The 14664-nt window shown below is 58.0% G+C and carries 17 protein-coding genes; 6 read left to right on the top strand and 11 right to left on the bottom strand.

Translation table 11 applies throughout. The features are described from left to right. Nucleotides 1-59: 59 nt before the first annotated feature. The 11 genes from AABO57_05090 to AABO57_05040 all read right to left on the bottom strand — a co-directional run bounded on the left by AABO57_05090 (nt 60) and on the right by AABO57_05040 (nt 9214). A complete protein-coding gene (locus AABO57_05090; GenBank protein ID MEK6285096.1) occupies nt 60-614 on the bottom strand; it encodes a DUF3501 family protein in 555 nt (184 codons plus the stop codon). After that, nucleotides 611-1981 (bottom strand): heterodisulfide reductase-related iron-sulfur binding cluster, encoded by a 1371-nt coding sequence (locus tag AABO57_05085; GenBank protein MEK6285095.1) that lies wholly within the window; start codon nt 1979-1981, stop codon nt 611-613. Before AABO57_05085 ends, AABO57_05090 begins: the two co-directional genes overlap by 4 nt. A gap of 190 nt (nt 1982-2171) precedes the next feature. Then, a complete protein-coding gene (locus AABO57_05080; GenBank protein MEK6285094.1) occupies nt 2172-2591 on the bottom strand; it encodes a rubrerythrin family protein in 420 nt (139 codons plus the stop codon). Between the two features lie 35 nt (nt 2592-2626). Beyond that, nucleotides 2627-3124, bottom strand: a complete 498-nt coding sequence (locus tag AABO57_05075; GenBank protein ID MEK6285093.1) for a Fur family transcriptional regulator — start codon at nt 3122-3124, stop codon at nt 2627-2629. A gap of 240 nt (nt 3125-3364) precedes the next feature. After that, nucleotides 3365-3853 carry a hypothetical protein gene (locus tag AABO57_05070; GenBank protein ID MEK6285092.1) on the bottom strand — a complete coding sequence of 163 codons (489 nt, stop codon included), beginning with the start codon at nt 3851-3853 and terminating at the stop codon, nt 3365-3367. Nucleotides 3854-3867: 14 nt separating this feature from the next. Beyond that, nucleotides 3868-4212: a hypothetical protein gene (locus tag AABO57_05065; protein ID MEK6285091.1), complete on the bottom strand. Its 345-nt coding sequence runs from the start codon at nt 4210-4212 to the stop codon at nt 3868-3870. Then, nucleotides 4191-4781, bottom strand: coding sequence for a sigma-70 family RNA polymerase sigma factor (locus tag AABO57_05060; protein ID MEK6285090.1), 591 nt, complete (start codon nt 4779-4781; stop codon nt 4191-4193). Before AABO57_05060 ends, AABO57_05065 begins: the two co-directional genes overlap by 22 nt. A 105-nt stretch (nt 4782-4886) precedes the next feature. Continuing rightward, nucleotides 4887-7400 carry a transglycosylase SLT domain-containing protein gene (locus tag AABO57_05055; GenBank protein MEK6285089.1) on the bottom strand — a complete coding sequence of 838 codons (2514 nt, stop codon included), beginning with the start codon at nt 7398-7400 and terminating at the stop codon, nt 4887-4889. Then, complete coding sequence (locus AABO57_05050) at nt 7393-8559, bottom strand: M20 family metallopeptidase (GenBank protein ID MEK6285088.1); 1167 nt, start codon at nt 8557-8559, stop codon at nt 7393-7395. The genes AABO57_05055 and AABO57_05050 overlap by 8 nt, the downstream gene beginning before the upstream one ends. Nucleotides 8560-8570: 11 nt before the next feature. After that, the gene (locus tag AABO57_05045; GenBank protein MEK6285087.1) at nt 8571-8975 is read right to left on the bottom strand and encodes a PIN domain-containing protein; all 405 of its coding nucleotides are present in this window, start codon (nt 8973-8975) and stop codon (nt 8571-8573) included. Then, complete coding sequence (locus AABO57_05040; GenBank protein MEK6285086.1) at nt 8972-9214, bottom strand: hypothetical protein; 243 nt, start codon at nt 9212-9214, stop codon at nt 8972-8974. Before AABO57_05040 ends, AABO57_05045 begins: the two co-directional genes overlap by 4 nt. Nucleotides 9215-9553: 339 nt before the next feature. Between AABO57_05040 and AABO57_05035 the strand changes: the two genes are divergently transcribed. From AABO57_05035 to accC, 6 genes are all read left to right on the top strand, one after another. Next, nucleotides 9554-10045, top strand: a complete 492-nt coding sequence (locus AABO57_05035; GenBank protein MEK6285085.1) for a roadblock/LC7 domain-containing protein — start codon at nt 9554-9556, stop codon at nt 10043-10045. 73 nt (nt 10046-10118) lie between these two features. Continuing rightward, nucleotides 10119-10712, top strand: a complete 594-nt coding sequence (locus AABO57_05030) for an ADP-ribosylation factor-like protein (protein MEK6285084.1) — start codon at nt 10119-10121, stop codon at nt 10710-10712. 164 nt (nt 10713-10876) lie between these two features. Beyond that, nucleotides 10877-11353, top strand: coding sequence for a transcription elongation factor GreA (gene greA / locus AABO57_05025; GenBank protein MEK6285083.1), 477 nt, complete (start codon nt 10877-10879; stop codon nt 11351-11353). A 149-nt stretch (nt 11354-11502) separates the two neighbouring features. Next, a complete protein-coding gene (locus tag AABO57_05020; GenBank protein ID MEK6285082.1) occupies nt 11503-12210 on the top strand; it encodes a CDP-alcohol phosphatidyltransferase family protein in 708 nt (235 codons plus the stop codon). A 30-nt stretch (nt 12211-12240) separates the two neighbouring features. Beyond that, nucleotides 12241-13014, top strand: a complete 774-nt coding sequence (locus AABO57_05015) for a hypothetical protein (GenBank protein MEK6285081.1) — start codon at nt 12241-12243, stop codon at nt 13012-13014. A gap of 136 nt (nt 13015-13150) precedes the next feature. Next, nucleotides 13151-14662 carry an acetyl-CoA carboxylase biotin carboxylase subunit gene (gene accC, locus AABO57_05010; protein ID MEK6285080.1) on the top strand — a complete coding sequence of 504 codons (1512 nt, stop codon included), beginning with the start codon at nt 13151-13153 and terminating at the stop codon, nt 14660-14662. The last annotated feature ends 2 nt before the right edge of the window (nt 14663-14664 follow it).

The following is a 14664-nucleotide window of genomic DNA, read 5'->3' as shown; positions in this document are numbered from 1 at the left end:
CTCTTGGTCGGCATTCTAGCACGGGTTGCGCCCAATCATTACAGATATATCCAAGCTCATTAGGACGATAGATCTTCACTCAACGCCTGGCGCTGATCATCGGCCAGTCTGGCTTCAGCTTGCAACTCCGGCATGTTGACGCCGGCGGCAATGGGAACCTGTCCTTTGGTGTCGAACTTCAAATACTGAACTGAGCTGACGCGATCGTCTCCGCGCTGGCGTTCATCGAACGTAGGCGAAACCCGCGTGCCGTCTTCCAGCAGCAGATATATCTTCTCGGGCAGGTTCCACCACTCTTTGAGCTTCACGTTGCGAACCGCCGGATCCTCGATCTCGATCAAAAGCGTGCAGCCTAATTCGCCTTCGCCCCCAAGCAACTCGTTGTAAGTGTCGATCTCGTGTTGGATGTCGGACTCTTTGACCATACGCTCGGCGCGAACCATTTCTTGAATCTGATAGCGCATCGTCAGATGGTTCTCGAACAGCAGCGTTAAGTACTCGCCGATGTGCACGCGGCGAAGCGCCTTTGCTGCCATCACCTCCGCCCGCAAGGCGTCGCGCCGTTCCTCGTAGGTCGCATAGTCAATGATTTCTCCGCGCTCGACTGGTTTCACTTTTCTGAACTCCCTTGTTCTGGTTTCGCGTCCACCTTCCCGGGAAAACCGTTCTCGCGATAGGCCCGCGCCAGGATCGACATCGGGTGCAAAGGTTTTACCCCTGCGTGTTGCTGAAATTGTAGCGCCGCCAGAGGACAATCGGTCGCCCAGATCTCTGCCTTGTTCTCGTTCATGCCATCAAATGCTCGCTTGCCGATTCTGATCGACGGCGCAAAGCCTTCGGTGGTCATCGCGTAGGTGCCGTCGTGTCCACAGCATTCCATAACAGTTTGCGGGACGACTCCCGGAATCTTGCGAAGCAGGTCGCGTCCTTTAAAACCGACTCCCTGTGCTCGAAGATGACAGGGCGCGTGATAGGCTACCGGCCCTCCCGGTGTGCTGCGAAAGTCGGTGTTGAAGCGGGGCTCGTTACGTATCGACCAGAGGAACTCGCTCGGGTCCATGACTGCCGCCGCTACTTTTTCTGCCGCTGGTCTGTCCGCCGGCTCGACAAGCGTTGGGTGCTCGCGGCGCATCATCATCGAGCAGGTGGGATTGATCGCGACGACCTTAGCGCCTTTTTCGACGAACGGCAGCAGGATTTTCAGGTTGGCCTTCGCGTGTTTGCGGAGCGACTCAAGATCGCCGCGTTCCCAGGCAGGCATACCGCAACACTGAAGTCCGCCGACGCACTTTACGTCTATGCGGCTTTTCTCCAGCACCTCGACCGTGTCGCGGCCGATTTGCGGTTCGTTGTTCTGAACGTAGCAGGTTTGGAACAGGACTACTTCGCCGCCGGGCTCGGCCGCTATCTTACCGGCACGTTCGGCCCACTTCTCAAATGTGCTCGACGCGAAGTCGGGGAGCAGCTTGTCGCGATGGATACCCAAGACCTTTTCCAGAAAAACTCGATGCAGGCGGACCTTGTTTGCCGCGTTCGCGATACCCAGGCTCGCGCGCGCCATCGCGCCTGCTCGGTCCGGGTTCTCGAGAACTTTGTCCCGCAACGTGAGTCCCTGGCTGCGGGTTCGCTGAGCTGCGTAGCGATGCACAAGCCGCGGGAAGTCGAGTCGGAACTCGTGCCCGTCGCGCTCGGAATAAGGGCACTGCACCTCGCATAGCTTGCACTGAAAGCAGGAGTCCATGATCGTCTCGGTTTCAGCCGCATCAATCCCTCTCACGTTTCCGTCGTATTTGTTGTCGAGCAGCGAGAAGAGGGTTGGGAACGCGTCGCAGTATTTGAAGCAGAGCCGGCAGCCGTGACAAATCTCGAACGTCCGCTCGATCTCCTCGCCAAGCCCGGTCGCATCCCAGTACTTCTCTTCGGCAGGGTCATAGGACAGCCCATCGGTCGGTTTGTAGCTGATGTTCTTTTCGTTTGTCATCTTGAAGCAGCGCAAGCAAAGTTCAGAGTTCAAGCTAAGTTCAGAGTCCAAGCTTCAGCTTGCTCCCGTTTGAGGGCTGCCGATTGCAAGCCAAAGCTTGTGCTGTGAACTGAAACTTCCGAGTCCAAGCTTCAACTTGCTGTCCGCGAATCACGCGACCGCAAGCTAAAGCTTGAACTCTGAACTGAAGCTAGCTGATCGTGTTAAGCAGGTTGCTGAAGCGCCCGGCGTGAGACTTTTCGGCTTTCGCAAGCGTCTCGAACCAGTCGGCTATCTCGGCGAATCCTTCGTCGCGCGCGGCCTTCGCCATACCCGGATACATATCCGTGTACTCGTGAGTCTCGCCGTGCACAGCGGACTTGAGGTTAAGCGATGTATCGCCGAACGGCAGATCGGTAGCGGGATCACCGACCTTCTTCAAGTAGTCCAGATGCCCGTGCGCGTGCCCGGTCTCGCCCTCAGCGGTATCACGAAAGTTACCCGCGATCTCCGGATACCCTTCCACATCGGCAACCTTGGCAAAGTAGAGATACCGGCGGTTCGCCATCGATTCGCCGGCAAAAGCGTCCTTGAGATTTTGGTGCGTCTTGCTTCCTTTTAGTTCAGCCATTTTAGTTTCCTTTCTTTTCCTTTAGAGAGATGATGTCACTTTTGGCGAGCTGCCGCTTTACGGCTCCGCTGCGTCTTTACCTTCGAGGACTTCGAGCGGGAGCATTCCTCGCAACGCCCGACCAGGCGAATGTCGAGCTCCTCAACCGTGAAGCCGGATATTTTAGGCAGCACCGCCGAATGCAGTTCGGGAACCGAGATATCTTCGAGAGTGCCGCACACACGGCAAACCAGATGCTGATGAGGATCGACGTTCGCATCGAAGCGTCCAATTGATCCCGGGGAACTTACTCTTCGAATGAGGTTTTCGGTCTCCAGAAACAGCAGCGTGCGATAGATGGTCGCCTGAGATAAACCCGGCAGTTGCTTGCTCAAGCGGCTGTAAACCGATTCTGCCGTGGGATGGGCGAGGTCCTCAGCCAGTGCTCGATACACAGCCAAACGTTGAGCCGTGACTCGAATGCCCCGGGAACGGCAAAGCTTCTCGAATTCTGAACACCAGCCATCCACTTCATTCGTATGGCGGCTTGGCATTTTGTTGCGGGGGATTATCACTTGAGAATTATTATCATCTAGCCGGGTAGAACGTCAAGCTGATATACAGAAAAATCTAACAGTGGAGGATTTGAGAGGTGTCGAGACGTGCGGACTGCGAAGCATTGATTGCGGTGTGGGTGGAGATCAATGGCGCGCGCCGCAGCGCGCGCCACCGTCGCCTCTACGCGGGAGTCAAGGTTCACCAGACCGAACTACGTCCTCGCCGTTAATCGGTCCTCACTGCGGCTTCGTCTCATTCGGATCGATTGGCGCAGTTTTGCGTTCGCGGTTCTCTTCCTGCTTTCCACGAGCCTTGCCCTGACTGACCCAATCCTCGATGGTTTCCCGAATGTGCTCGCCCAGGTCCTCGATGTCGCGAGCCGACTTGCTCCAGAACTCTTTGAATGCTTGCTTGTCGGCCGGACTTGCCCACACTCCCTTCCAGTCGCCCCAGCGGCCGGCGTGACCGACTTCGTCTTCGTAATAAGCCGCCAGTTGCCGGCATGCCATCGCCGCAACTGTCAGTGAACTGCCCGCCGGGAGCGGATCGAACACTGCGCCTACGCCGGGATCGATCTCTTTCAATCGAGCCAGCACTCGGTTGTACTGATCGACACAGAACGCCGCAACGTCCTGAGTGCCTCCCGTCCATTCCGACTGCAGCGCCATTCGAGAGGTCCGGCGCAACACATTAACTAGCTTTGCTATTTCCTTTTCTCTTTCCATTGGTTCACCTCTTATCAGCACGATCCCATTCTGACGCGCCCTGCCCACGCGCGACGGCTTCCGCAGCCATGCAGACGGACGCCGACGCCGGCCGCGACTCTGGGATTCTCATCTTCGAAATATGCCGCAAGCTCGTGCGCGGCGATTCGCGCAACGTCCGGCGAAGCCGACTCGGGCAGCGGCGTGAACAGCGCCGCGACTGCCGGCTCGAGCTCGCTCACTCGCGCGAGCACCTTGTTGTACTGAAGCACGCAGAAGCGAGCGGCTTCCGAGTCGCGGCTCCATCCCGCGTGGCTGGCTGCTCGCGCAATTCGGCGCAACACATTGATCAGCTTTGCTATTTCTCTGTCTCTTTCCATGTCTCACCTCGTTGACTTAAAAGTTTGATCTGTTCGAGCAGCAATTGTTTGCCGCGATGAATCCGCCACTTGATAGTCGAAAGCGGCGCGCCCAAGAAAGCAGCTATTCGTTTCAGCGGCATCTCGTCGAAGAAACGTAGCCGCAGCACCAACGCATAATCGGCCGGCATGTTTTCGAGCGCGAGCTTCAACTCGTCGTCTCCCTCGGGCCTTTCCACAAGCGGATGGCCCAGCGCGTGGACTTGTTCAAGCAAAAACTCGTCCAGGTCGATTCGTCCCGCCTGATGAGAGCGTTCACGCTTGCTGAAGCGCAGGGCTCGATGGCGAGTGATGGCGGAAAGCCATGCCGCGAACTTCGCGGGATCCTCGATCGAGGGCAGCGCCTTAAACGCAAGCAGCAGCGCGTCCTGCGCAACATCTTCTGCGTCTTCGCGCCCGACGACTGCCTGAGCGGCGCGCACTACTGCCGCGCGATACCGCGACGCGAGCTCATCAAACGCATCCAGATCGCCGAGTATCGCCGCCACGACGAGAACTTCATCCGGCGGCTCTGCGTCCAGCTTCGCCATCCTCTCTCTCCAAGTTCATGGCCTCATCAATATAGAGACACGTCAGACGAAAAAGGTTAGCAGCTTCTTCGCAGTAACGAGTTTATTCGTCTTACTACGAGGGGGTTATCGAGTGCGTGGTTTGAGGTCTTGAGTGTAAAGAAGCAGATAAGCGCGATAGCTGTTCATCACTTTCGCGACGTAGTCCTTCGTTTCCGGGATCGCTATCTCAGTCACCAGCCGGTCGACGTCGCTCGAACGAGCGCGCGAGATCCATCGCTCGACGTTCAGCTCGCCGGTATTGTAAGCCGCCAGCACCGCGTGAGGGTTTTCGGGAAAGAGCTTCAGCAAATCGGCGACGTAGCGCACAGCCAATCGGACCGCGACCTCGGGCGTGTACACGTCGTCGAGCTCGAAGTCCTTCATGCCTTCCTCCGCCGCAAGCTTCGCCGCTGTCTCGGGGATGAATTGCAACAGCCCGCGCGCGGAGGCAGCGCTCTTGACCGAGGGATTGAAACGGCTCTCCTGACGGGCGAGCGATAGCACCAGCCGGGGATCGACACGAGCCGCCGGAGAATAGCGAGCGAACGAATCGCGATACGGCGCGGGATAGATCAACTCGACCAGATCGCGCGGCATAAGCTCGAGACGGTAGTCCTGCGGTATCGCCTTTGCCGCCGACTCACCGAAGGCAATCGCGCGATAAGCTTGATCTCCACGATTGCTATAGACCGCCATCGAGTAAGCCGGGTCGCCGCTCGCTTCATGAATCGACGCCGCTCGCGTGGTGTAGTGGCTGGTTGCTGCGTTGCGGGACGAGTTGTTGATCTGGCTCCCGGCGGCCAGTCCTCCATCGGCGAGTTCGGTCACCCCTTCATCGTAGAGGCCAAGAAACACAAACTCGGAAGCCAGCGTTTGATGCGTAGTTTCGCCTTCACCTTGCTTTGACTGTGCGATGAATCCGCGCGCTACCGGGATCAATCGGTACCGTGAAGCCGCCGCATAAGCCGGCAGACTCAAGTAGCACTTTCGCAAAATGCCGAGCAGCTCCTTCCTCGCCGCTTCCTCTTCGATCAATCGCAGCGCCTGACCCGCAGCGTCCTTCGCTTCCGCGTATCGCCCGCCTTCAAGCGCGGCTCGCGCCTGAGCGCGATAGGCGCGAGCCATCGGCTCGATCGTTCGCCGTCCCTCGTCGGTGGCCATCAAAGCGCGCATGCGCTCGGTCGCGCGATAGCCGAAGTAGTTGTCGCGCTCGTCAGGAATCGCGAGATACGCGCGAGCCGCTTCGGCGATTCGTCCCATTTTCTCCAGCGTGAATATCCGCAGGAACGCGGCCTCGCCGCGAATCGGCGCGCTAATAACTTTCGCGGTCACCGGTAGCGCGGCGACTCGAGTCATCAACTGAAGCGCCGCGTCGTAGTTTCCTCGGGTAAGCTCTATCTTAGCCTCATTGTACAGACCGACGGTCGCAAGCGGGTGGCCAGGGTACTTCTGCACGATGCGGCGCGACCACTCGATCGCTTCGTCAAACTTGCCCGCGTAGCGCAAGCAATCAACTACGTTTCGGTAGGCGCCTTCGAGCACCTCGCTCGAGGGATAAGCCCCGATGAAATCGGCGTAGCGCCGGCCGGCTTCCTCATAGCGACGCGCCTGCTGCAAAGACGAACCGACATAGTAGAAACCCTTCTCGCCGTCTTTCGTCGCGGGAAACTCCGAGTGTGCGCGCTCGAACCATTTGATCGCTTCGACGTGGTTGTACTCTCGGAAGAAGGTGAAGCCGGCCTGGTAAAGCGCCTCGGCGCGATTTGGGCTTTCCGGGAACCGTTCGACGATATCCGCAAGGTGCGCGCGCGCTTCCGGCCAATGACGGTTGAACAAATAGATTCGAGCGCGGCGCAACGCGTCGAACTCGTTAGGCTTGATTCGGGCTGCGCGGTCGAGCCCGTCCAGCCCAATCGCCGCCGCCAGCGCGTAATCGTCGCGCGCCGCGCCGATCAGTTGAGTGAAGATACCGCGGGCCGGATCTGCCTCTCCAATCTTTGCGTAAGCTTCACCGAGCCTCGCCATCGCGCTTCGACCTTTCACGCCGGTGGATGAGGCGAGCGGCCTAAGCAGCGCGATAGTCGCGCGGTAGTCTCCGCTTTCGAAGTGGCTGTCAATCAGGCGTTCCCGCGCGCGCGACGAAAGCGCGCTCGACGGATAGCTCACCAGCAGCCGCGTTATGTACTGGCGTTCCAGCGCCAGATCACGGGAATCTTTGGCTAACAGCGCCAAATGCCACAACGCGTATTGACTGAGTATCGAGCCGCGGTTCAACAACGCGAGGAAGAGCGCCGAAGCTTCGCTGTTGGCGCCGCGCCGCTCGAGCAGTCTTGCAAGAAGATAATCGTAGTTGTTGCGAGTGAACGCGGCCGAGTCACTCGAGCGCAGTTCACGCACTAACGCTTCGGCGCGCTCGAAGTCGCGCTCGTCCATTGCGGCGCGAATGTCGTTGGCTGGAGGTTGAACCGTCTGCGCGTTGGCTGCGCCTGCCAGATCGAACAGCGCCAGAATCACCGCAGAGACGCAAAGCACGCAGAGATTGCGCAGAGCCTTTGCAAAGACCCTGTGATCTCCGCGTCTCCAGAGTGTGCTAACCAAAGAAGTAAGCCTCGAGCGTTTCAGCATAAAGCACCGAGCCCAATACCAGTTCGTCAATGATTACAAACTCATTCGGAACATGCGCCAGCTTGTCGTCTCCGGGATAATGCACAACCGATGTTATGCCCGCGAAGAAGAGGTTCTTAGCAACAGTGTTGCCGCCGAAGGTCTCGTACTTCATTGGGAGATTCAACCGACGAGCCGCCTGATCAAAGCTTCGAATGATGACCGAGTTCTTATCCGAAAGATGCGCTTCCGTTTCGTGCAGCACCTTCACTCGAATATCCGCGTCAGGAGAACGAACGTGTACCGACGACATCTTTTCGTCGATCTTCGCCAGCACCTGTTGCTTGCTGATGCCCGCCGGCAAACGGAAATCAATGGTCGCGCGCGCCATCGAAGGCACTGTGTTAGTCGACGAGCCGCCTTGAATCGTCCCGACGTTCATCGTCCAACCATCAAACGCGTGATCGTAACTCGCGCCAAGATCGAGCGACTTGATCTCGGCGATCGCCTCCGCGAGCGGCACTATGGCGTTGCGGCCAAGCTCGGGAGTGGAGCCGTGTGCTTGAATGCCGTGGCTTTCCAGCTCAACCCAAAGAATTCCCTTCTCGCCGTAGATCGAAAGGTCCATTCTCCCTCCGTCGGGAATGATCGCAACGTCGAACTTCAGGCCGCATTCTTCCACTAGATAGATGATACCAAGCTCAGACCCCACCTCTTCGTCGGCCGCGGCTATCAAATAAATGGTGCCGTCGAAGCTCGGATGCTCGCCCAGGAATGCCTTGCAAGCCGAGTACGCGCAGGCGAACGAACCCTTGTCGTCGAGTGTGCCCCGCCCGTAGATGCGGCCATCGATGATCGTGGGCTCGAAGGGCGGGGTGTTCCACTGTTCAAGCTCGCCGGGCGGGACTACGTCCATGTGCGAGACGAATCCGACTGACTTGCTGCCGCTTCCGATTCGGCCGACGACGTTTGTGCGCCCCGGCTCCTTTTCGTAGTAAGAGACTTCCATTCCGAGCGATTGAATGCAGCGAGTAACGATCTCCTTGCAGAGATACTCGTTGCCCGGCGGGTTGACTGTGTTTTGGCGAACGAGGTCGCAGACAATCCCGACGATCTCATCGCGATCGACGTGCTTGAGAAACTTTGACTCCATTGATTCTCCCGTCACGGTGCTTCTGATAGCACCGTGAGTCCATCAACACCAAGGTAATGCGAACGATTGTGAGTAACAAGGGGAATTCCGTGCAGGAGTGCTGTTGCTGCGACCCAGGCATCTGCGGTCTCTATCGGACGCCCGTTCCGCCGCGCGTTATTGGTCGCCTCGGCCCATTTGAGACAAAGCGGACGATCGCAATAGGAAAACAGGAAGTCCTGGAGAAACACTTCGAGGCTTCGCCGCCTTCGCGCTCCCCAGTTATGATGAATCGCCCATCGGTCGAGCTCAGCAATCGTCATGAAGGATACGACTACGAGCTTGTCGTCAATGTGCGGGCGATACAATTCAGCGCGGCTATCCTTCTTGAAGGTGAACGAAAGCACGTCTGTGTCAGCAACTACACTGGGTATCAAGGCAATTCCCTGTCGTGACCTTCACTGCGCCACTCCGCCACCGTTGCTATGAATTCATCGATGCTTTCGTCTTCAGGCCAAAAGTCAGCTTTCGCAAGTAATGCATCTAGGTCCAAAGGCCTGACACCCTGCTCTTCAGCCAGTTTCAGAAGTCTCTCGAGGGCCTCCTTCTGCTCAGGAGTCCTTTGCGCGTCTAAGATGTCGTGTTCCTGGTCCGTTGTGAGATTACTGGTTGTCATTTCACCTCCACTCAGCTCCAGTATAGACCGGCTCCTGTCGACTAGAAAAGAGGCGACCGCATCGGCACGCGAACGGTTAGGCGAGCCCACAGCAGAATCGAAGCGCACCCACGAGCTGACAGTCAAATGCCCCCCAGGAGCCGCGCTTAAACGAAGCCAAGGAAAGTGTTGAACTGGTTTTAGCGCCATGCTATAAGAGGCATACCCCATAACTGCCCCTTCCATTGCACACAATGCCAGACTCCGGATTTTTTGAAAGAGTTGCGTTGCGCGGTGGTTAAAGGGCGCATCTACTCTGGCGTGGCTGCGCTTACGCCGGTCTACCATTGAGGAGAAGCGATGACGACTCCGGTCGTACTTTATGAACAGGAGTACGAGCAGCTCAAGCGCGTAATCACCCGCCTGTGCGCCGACGCCAACGCGAAGTTTATTATTCTCGTGGACAAGAACGGCCAGCAGATCGCCGCTCACGGAGAAATGCTGAACCTGGACACTACCAGCCTGGCGAGCTTGACGGCGGGCAACGTCGCGGCTACAGACGGACTGGCTCACCTGATCGGCGAGCGAGGCTTTCCGGTCCTGTCGCACGAGGGCGAGCGCGACAACATTCACATTTCGATCGTCGCCGCGCGGGTGATACTGGTCGTCATTTTCGATGAGCGGTCGAGCCTTGGTCTGGTGCGGCTGCGAGTCAAGCGCGCCACCGCGGAAATGAACTCAATCTTTGCGGCAATCGAAGCCAAGGTAGACCGCGACCGGGACATGGGACTCGCGCTCGATTCGCCGTTTGCCGAGATTACCGAAGCGGACATCGACGCGTTGTTCAACTAGAGCCCCTGCAAGAGCGAGAACGACCGGGGGCGGATTCTACCTCCCCCGGCGCAGCGATAAAGGGATACGAGCCTTGACGTTCATCAACTACGCATCGCGCGAAATCAACTGCAAGATTGTCTATTACGGGCCCGGGCTGGGCGGCAAGACGACCAATCTCCAGTACATCTACGACTCGACGGCGGCGCAGGCGAAAGGCAAGTTAATCAGCCTCGCAACCGAAACCGATCGCACCTTGTTCTTCGACTTTCTCCCGCTGGATCTGGGTTCAGTGCGCGGCTTCAAGACACGCTTTCATTTATACACGGTGCCGGGCCAGGTCTTTTATGACGCGAGCCGCAAGCTTATTTTGAAGGGCGTGGACGGAATGGTCTTTGTCGCGGACTCGCAACGCGAACGCATGGACGCGAACCTGGAATCGCTATTCAACCTCGAAGCCAACCTCAAACAGCACGGGTATGATCTGTTGAAGGTCCCTTACGTGCTTCAGCTCAACAAACGGGACTTGCCCAACATCGTTTCAACCGCGGATCTGACCGCCGAGCTTGTCCGCAAGGGCGAACCTGTGTTCGAGGGCGTGGCCAATCGCGGCATCGGCGTGTTCGATACACTCAAGGCAATTGCCAAGCAGGTGCTGCTCGAGCTTCGCAAGAACAGCGGCGGATAATCGCCAATCGACTTCTCCGCTACCATCTCCAGGAAGCGATTCAACGGTCGCGAGGTCGAATCAACGACCCGCCGCAACCTCCCGCCACAACATCCCGCCGCACTTCCGGCTCTTGTATAGTAACTCTCCTGGGCTATAATCTTGGGGTCAGTTAGGCAAGCACTATGGCGGACGAAGGCAAACAAAAGATCCAGGATGAGTTGCGACAGCTCGAGACGGAACTGAGGACCGAGATTCCACAGGACCTGAAGATAGCCGTCGCAATGGGTGATCTCTCCGAAAATGCCGAATATACGGCTGCGCGCAATCGGCAGGACTACGTGCGAGCGCGAATCGGTAATCTGCGGAAACGTCTTTCGGATCTGTCGATGATCGACCTTTCGCGGCTTCCAACCGACCGCGTTGGGTATGGCTCGACAGTCCTGCTCTATGATGTCGACACTGGTGACGAAGTGACCTACAAGTTGGTAATGGCCGAGGACGCGGATATCGCACAGAAAAAGATTTCCACTTCATCACCTGTCGGGCGCGGGCTGATGGGCAGGAGCGAAGGAGATGATGTCGAGGTCACCACACCCGCCGGAAAACGGCGATTCGAAATAATTAAGCTTACGACCATACACGATTCGGCCGACCTTTGAGCGGTTATTTTCCTCCCTGCGCTCATATGAATCGCCGCTCGTAAGTCGACGACAATGCTACACACCGCGTAGGTTGACAATGGGATTGCGCGTTTGCGATAGTAGCGCTTCGCAACTGGCGGGCGCGGCCGAGACGGGGAGGCCCTGCGATGATAAGTGAAGCAATCGGGGCCGGTGGTCTGAGGATACTAAACGCGATCACCCGCGGCCTGACTCGCAGCCGGATAAACCCGAACGCGCTGACATTCACCGGGTTGCTGATCAACATCGGCTGCGGCGTTTTGTACGGCTACGGCAGCTTTTTCACGGCGGGGCTGCTGATGATCCTCGCCAATTTGTTTGATATGTTGGACGGACAGGTGGCCCGTCTTCGCGGGCGAGTCACCAGTTTCGGCGCGTTCTTTGACTCGGTGATCGATCGTTATTCCGACGTGATCGTTTATGTCGGGATAATGGTTTTCTATGCGCGCGATACGGCGGCGCATTCGACGCTGCTGGTTGCGCTGACGGGCCTGGCACTCGTCGGATCGGTGATGATCAGCTACTCTCGCGCTCGCGCGGAGTCGCTTGATATAGCCTGCAAGGTGGGCTTCCTGGAACGACCCGAGCGGGTGGTGCTGCTGATCATCGGCTCGCTCACGCAGATCGGTCCGGTCGACAATCCGTTCCTGCACAAGATGCCGCAGGTTCTGTGGGTGCTTGCGGTGCTCTCACACTGGACTGTCGTTCACAGGGTGTATCACACCTGGCGCGAGCTGAGAGAGCCTGACCGCCGAGCAGTTGAGGCGGCTCGCGTGAAGCGAGAAGAAGCGCACAAGGAAAGCTTAGTGCAGGCCGACTACTTCGTTCAGAACTGAATTTTGGTTTCTGAGTAAGGAAGGGATAACGTGACCTCGAGACTTGAAATTCAAAAGAAGGTCAACAGCACCCAGGCAATGCTTTGCCCGTGTTGCGGAGCGTTAGTGCTTCGCGGGGCACGGCAATGCGGCTGCGGGGCGCGATTTGTCGGCGAGCCGCTCGACGAAACGCCTATCAAGGTTCAACGGCTGGGACCGGCGTTCACGTCGGTGGTTTTGTTGATCCTGGTCGTCGGCGCAGCGCTGGTCGCAACCAAGTGGCTGGCTCTTGCGGGGTTGCTTGTGATCTGGTCCGCGTGGCGCGCGGTTCGGCTTGCCAGGCAGGACCCCGGTTGGTACGGCGGCTACAAGACCGCAGCCGCGACGCTGGCTGTCACAACCGCCGCAAGCCTGGTCTTAGCCGCTTACGGCATCGCTCACATTCCGCAAGCACTGGATAACTACTTGCTCCGGCAGCGAGCTGCAACCAACAGCGCAATGTACTACGTTGCGAGCCTGCTCGAAGAGTACAAACGCAACGACCCTAACGGCTCGTATCCGCGCAACGCGCAGGAGTACAAGCGGGCGATTGGCGAGTCGTTGCCCGCCGACTATTGGGACCGAAGCATCAAGTATCAGAGCTACGCCGGCGCTATCGCGGACCGTTCGATCGAGACTACCGTGATACAGTTTCGCAATTTCGAATTGCGTTCGGCCGGGCCTGACGGTGTAGTCGGCACCGACGACGACATAGTAATGCGCGACGGGACACTTTTCACAAACTCTGAGGTTAAGAACCAACCGGCAGTTCAACAGCTCCGCTGAGCAGTGAAGAAGTAAGAACCCACCTGGGAGCGCAGGCATTTTCTGCCTGCTCCCCCAGTCTGAATGTTCGAATATTGGAAGGGCAAAGGTGACATGTTCACTTTTGCCTTTTTCGTTTAGACTCTCCTTCGCCTCAATGTTTAAGAAACTGCTGATAGCCAATCGCGGGGAAATCGCGGTGCGCATAGCACGTGCGTGTCGCGAGATGGGCATCTCGCCGATCGCGGTTTACTCAGACGCCGATCGCGCATCGCTGCACGTTCGCGTCGCCGATCAAGCCATTCACGTCGGCGCTTCGCCTTCTAACGAAAGCTACCTGGTCATCGACAAGATCATCGCCGCCGCCAAGACGTCCGGCGCCGAAGCGATTCACCCGGGCTACGGCTTCCTGTCTGAGAGTGCCGAGTTTGCCGAAGCGGTTGAACGTGCCGGCCTCGTGCTGATAGGTCCGCCCGCGGCGGCGATGAAGTTGATGGGCTCAAAGACGAGCGCCAGACGGACCGCCCAGGCAGCAGGCGCTGTCGTGGTGCCCGGAACAATCTCGCCGCTTACATCAGTAGAAGAAGCCGAGCGGCTCGCCGGCGAGATTGGCTATCCCATCATCCTAAAAGCCGCTTCGGGCGGCGGAGGGAAGGGCTTGCGAGTGGTCCGCTCGCGCGATGAGATCGCAAGCGCTTTTTCACTTGCCGGATCTGAGGCCGCGTCGAGCTTCAACGACGCTTCCCTCTACATCGAGAAGTATATTGATTCGCCGCGGCACATCGAGATTCAACTGATCGGCGACCGCTTCGGAAATATCGTTTACCTCGGCGAACGCGAATGTTCGCTTCAACGGCGGCATCAGAAGGTGCTCGAGGAATGCCCTTCCCCGATCGTCGACGCCCAACTGCGGGCGCGCATGGGCGAAGCCGCCGTCACCATCGCGCGCTCGGCTGGCTACGTCAACGCGGGAACGATTGAGTTCCTGGTTGATCGTGAGCGCAACTTCTACTTCCTCGAAATGAACACGCGCCTTCAGGTTGAGCATCCGGTGACCGAGTTGGTCACGGGCCGCGACCTCGTTCACGAACAAATAAGAGTAGCAGCGGGAGAGAAGCTGTCTTTCAACCAGGATGACATAGTAATGCGTGGAACTGCGATCGAATGCCGCATCTATGCGGAAGATTCGGAGAATGGTTTTCTGCCGAGCCCCGGGAGAATCACAAAGCTGGTGACGCCGGCCGGTCCCGGCGTGCGCTACGACAGCGGCAGCTATCAAGGATGGGAAGTGCCGATCTACTACGATCCGCTTCTCGCCAAGCTTTGCGTGTGGGCCGAAACTAGAGAGGCCGCGATCAACCGGCTGTCGCGAGTTCTGAACGAGTACACGATCGAAGGCATACGCACTACAGTGCCGTTCTTCCGCGCGGTTGTTCGGAACGAAGAGTTTCGCCGTGCCGAGTTTGATACCGGATTCATCGATCGGTTTCTGAGCTCCGGTCTGCGCGCCCGCGAAGCAGCCGGTGAACATGAAGCGACGCTCGCGGATATTGCCGCCATTGCATCGATCTTGCACGCGAAATCGATCACTAAGCTGCCCGATGCAACGAGTTCGGCTCGGATCGAGAGTCGCTGGAAGCTCTCCCGCCGCGTCGCGCAGAGGAGGTAGCA

The organism is Acidobacteriota bacterium (genome assembly GCA_038040445.1).
Taxonomy (GTDB): Bacteria; Acidobacteriota; Blastocatellia; order UBA7656; family UBA7656; genus Onstottus_A; species Onstottus_A frigus.
Note: the sequence above shows the minus strand (reverse complement) of the source record. Positions and strands in the feature narration are given on the sequence as shown.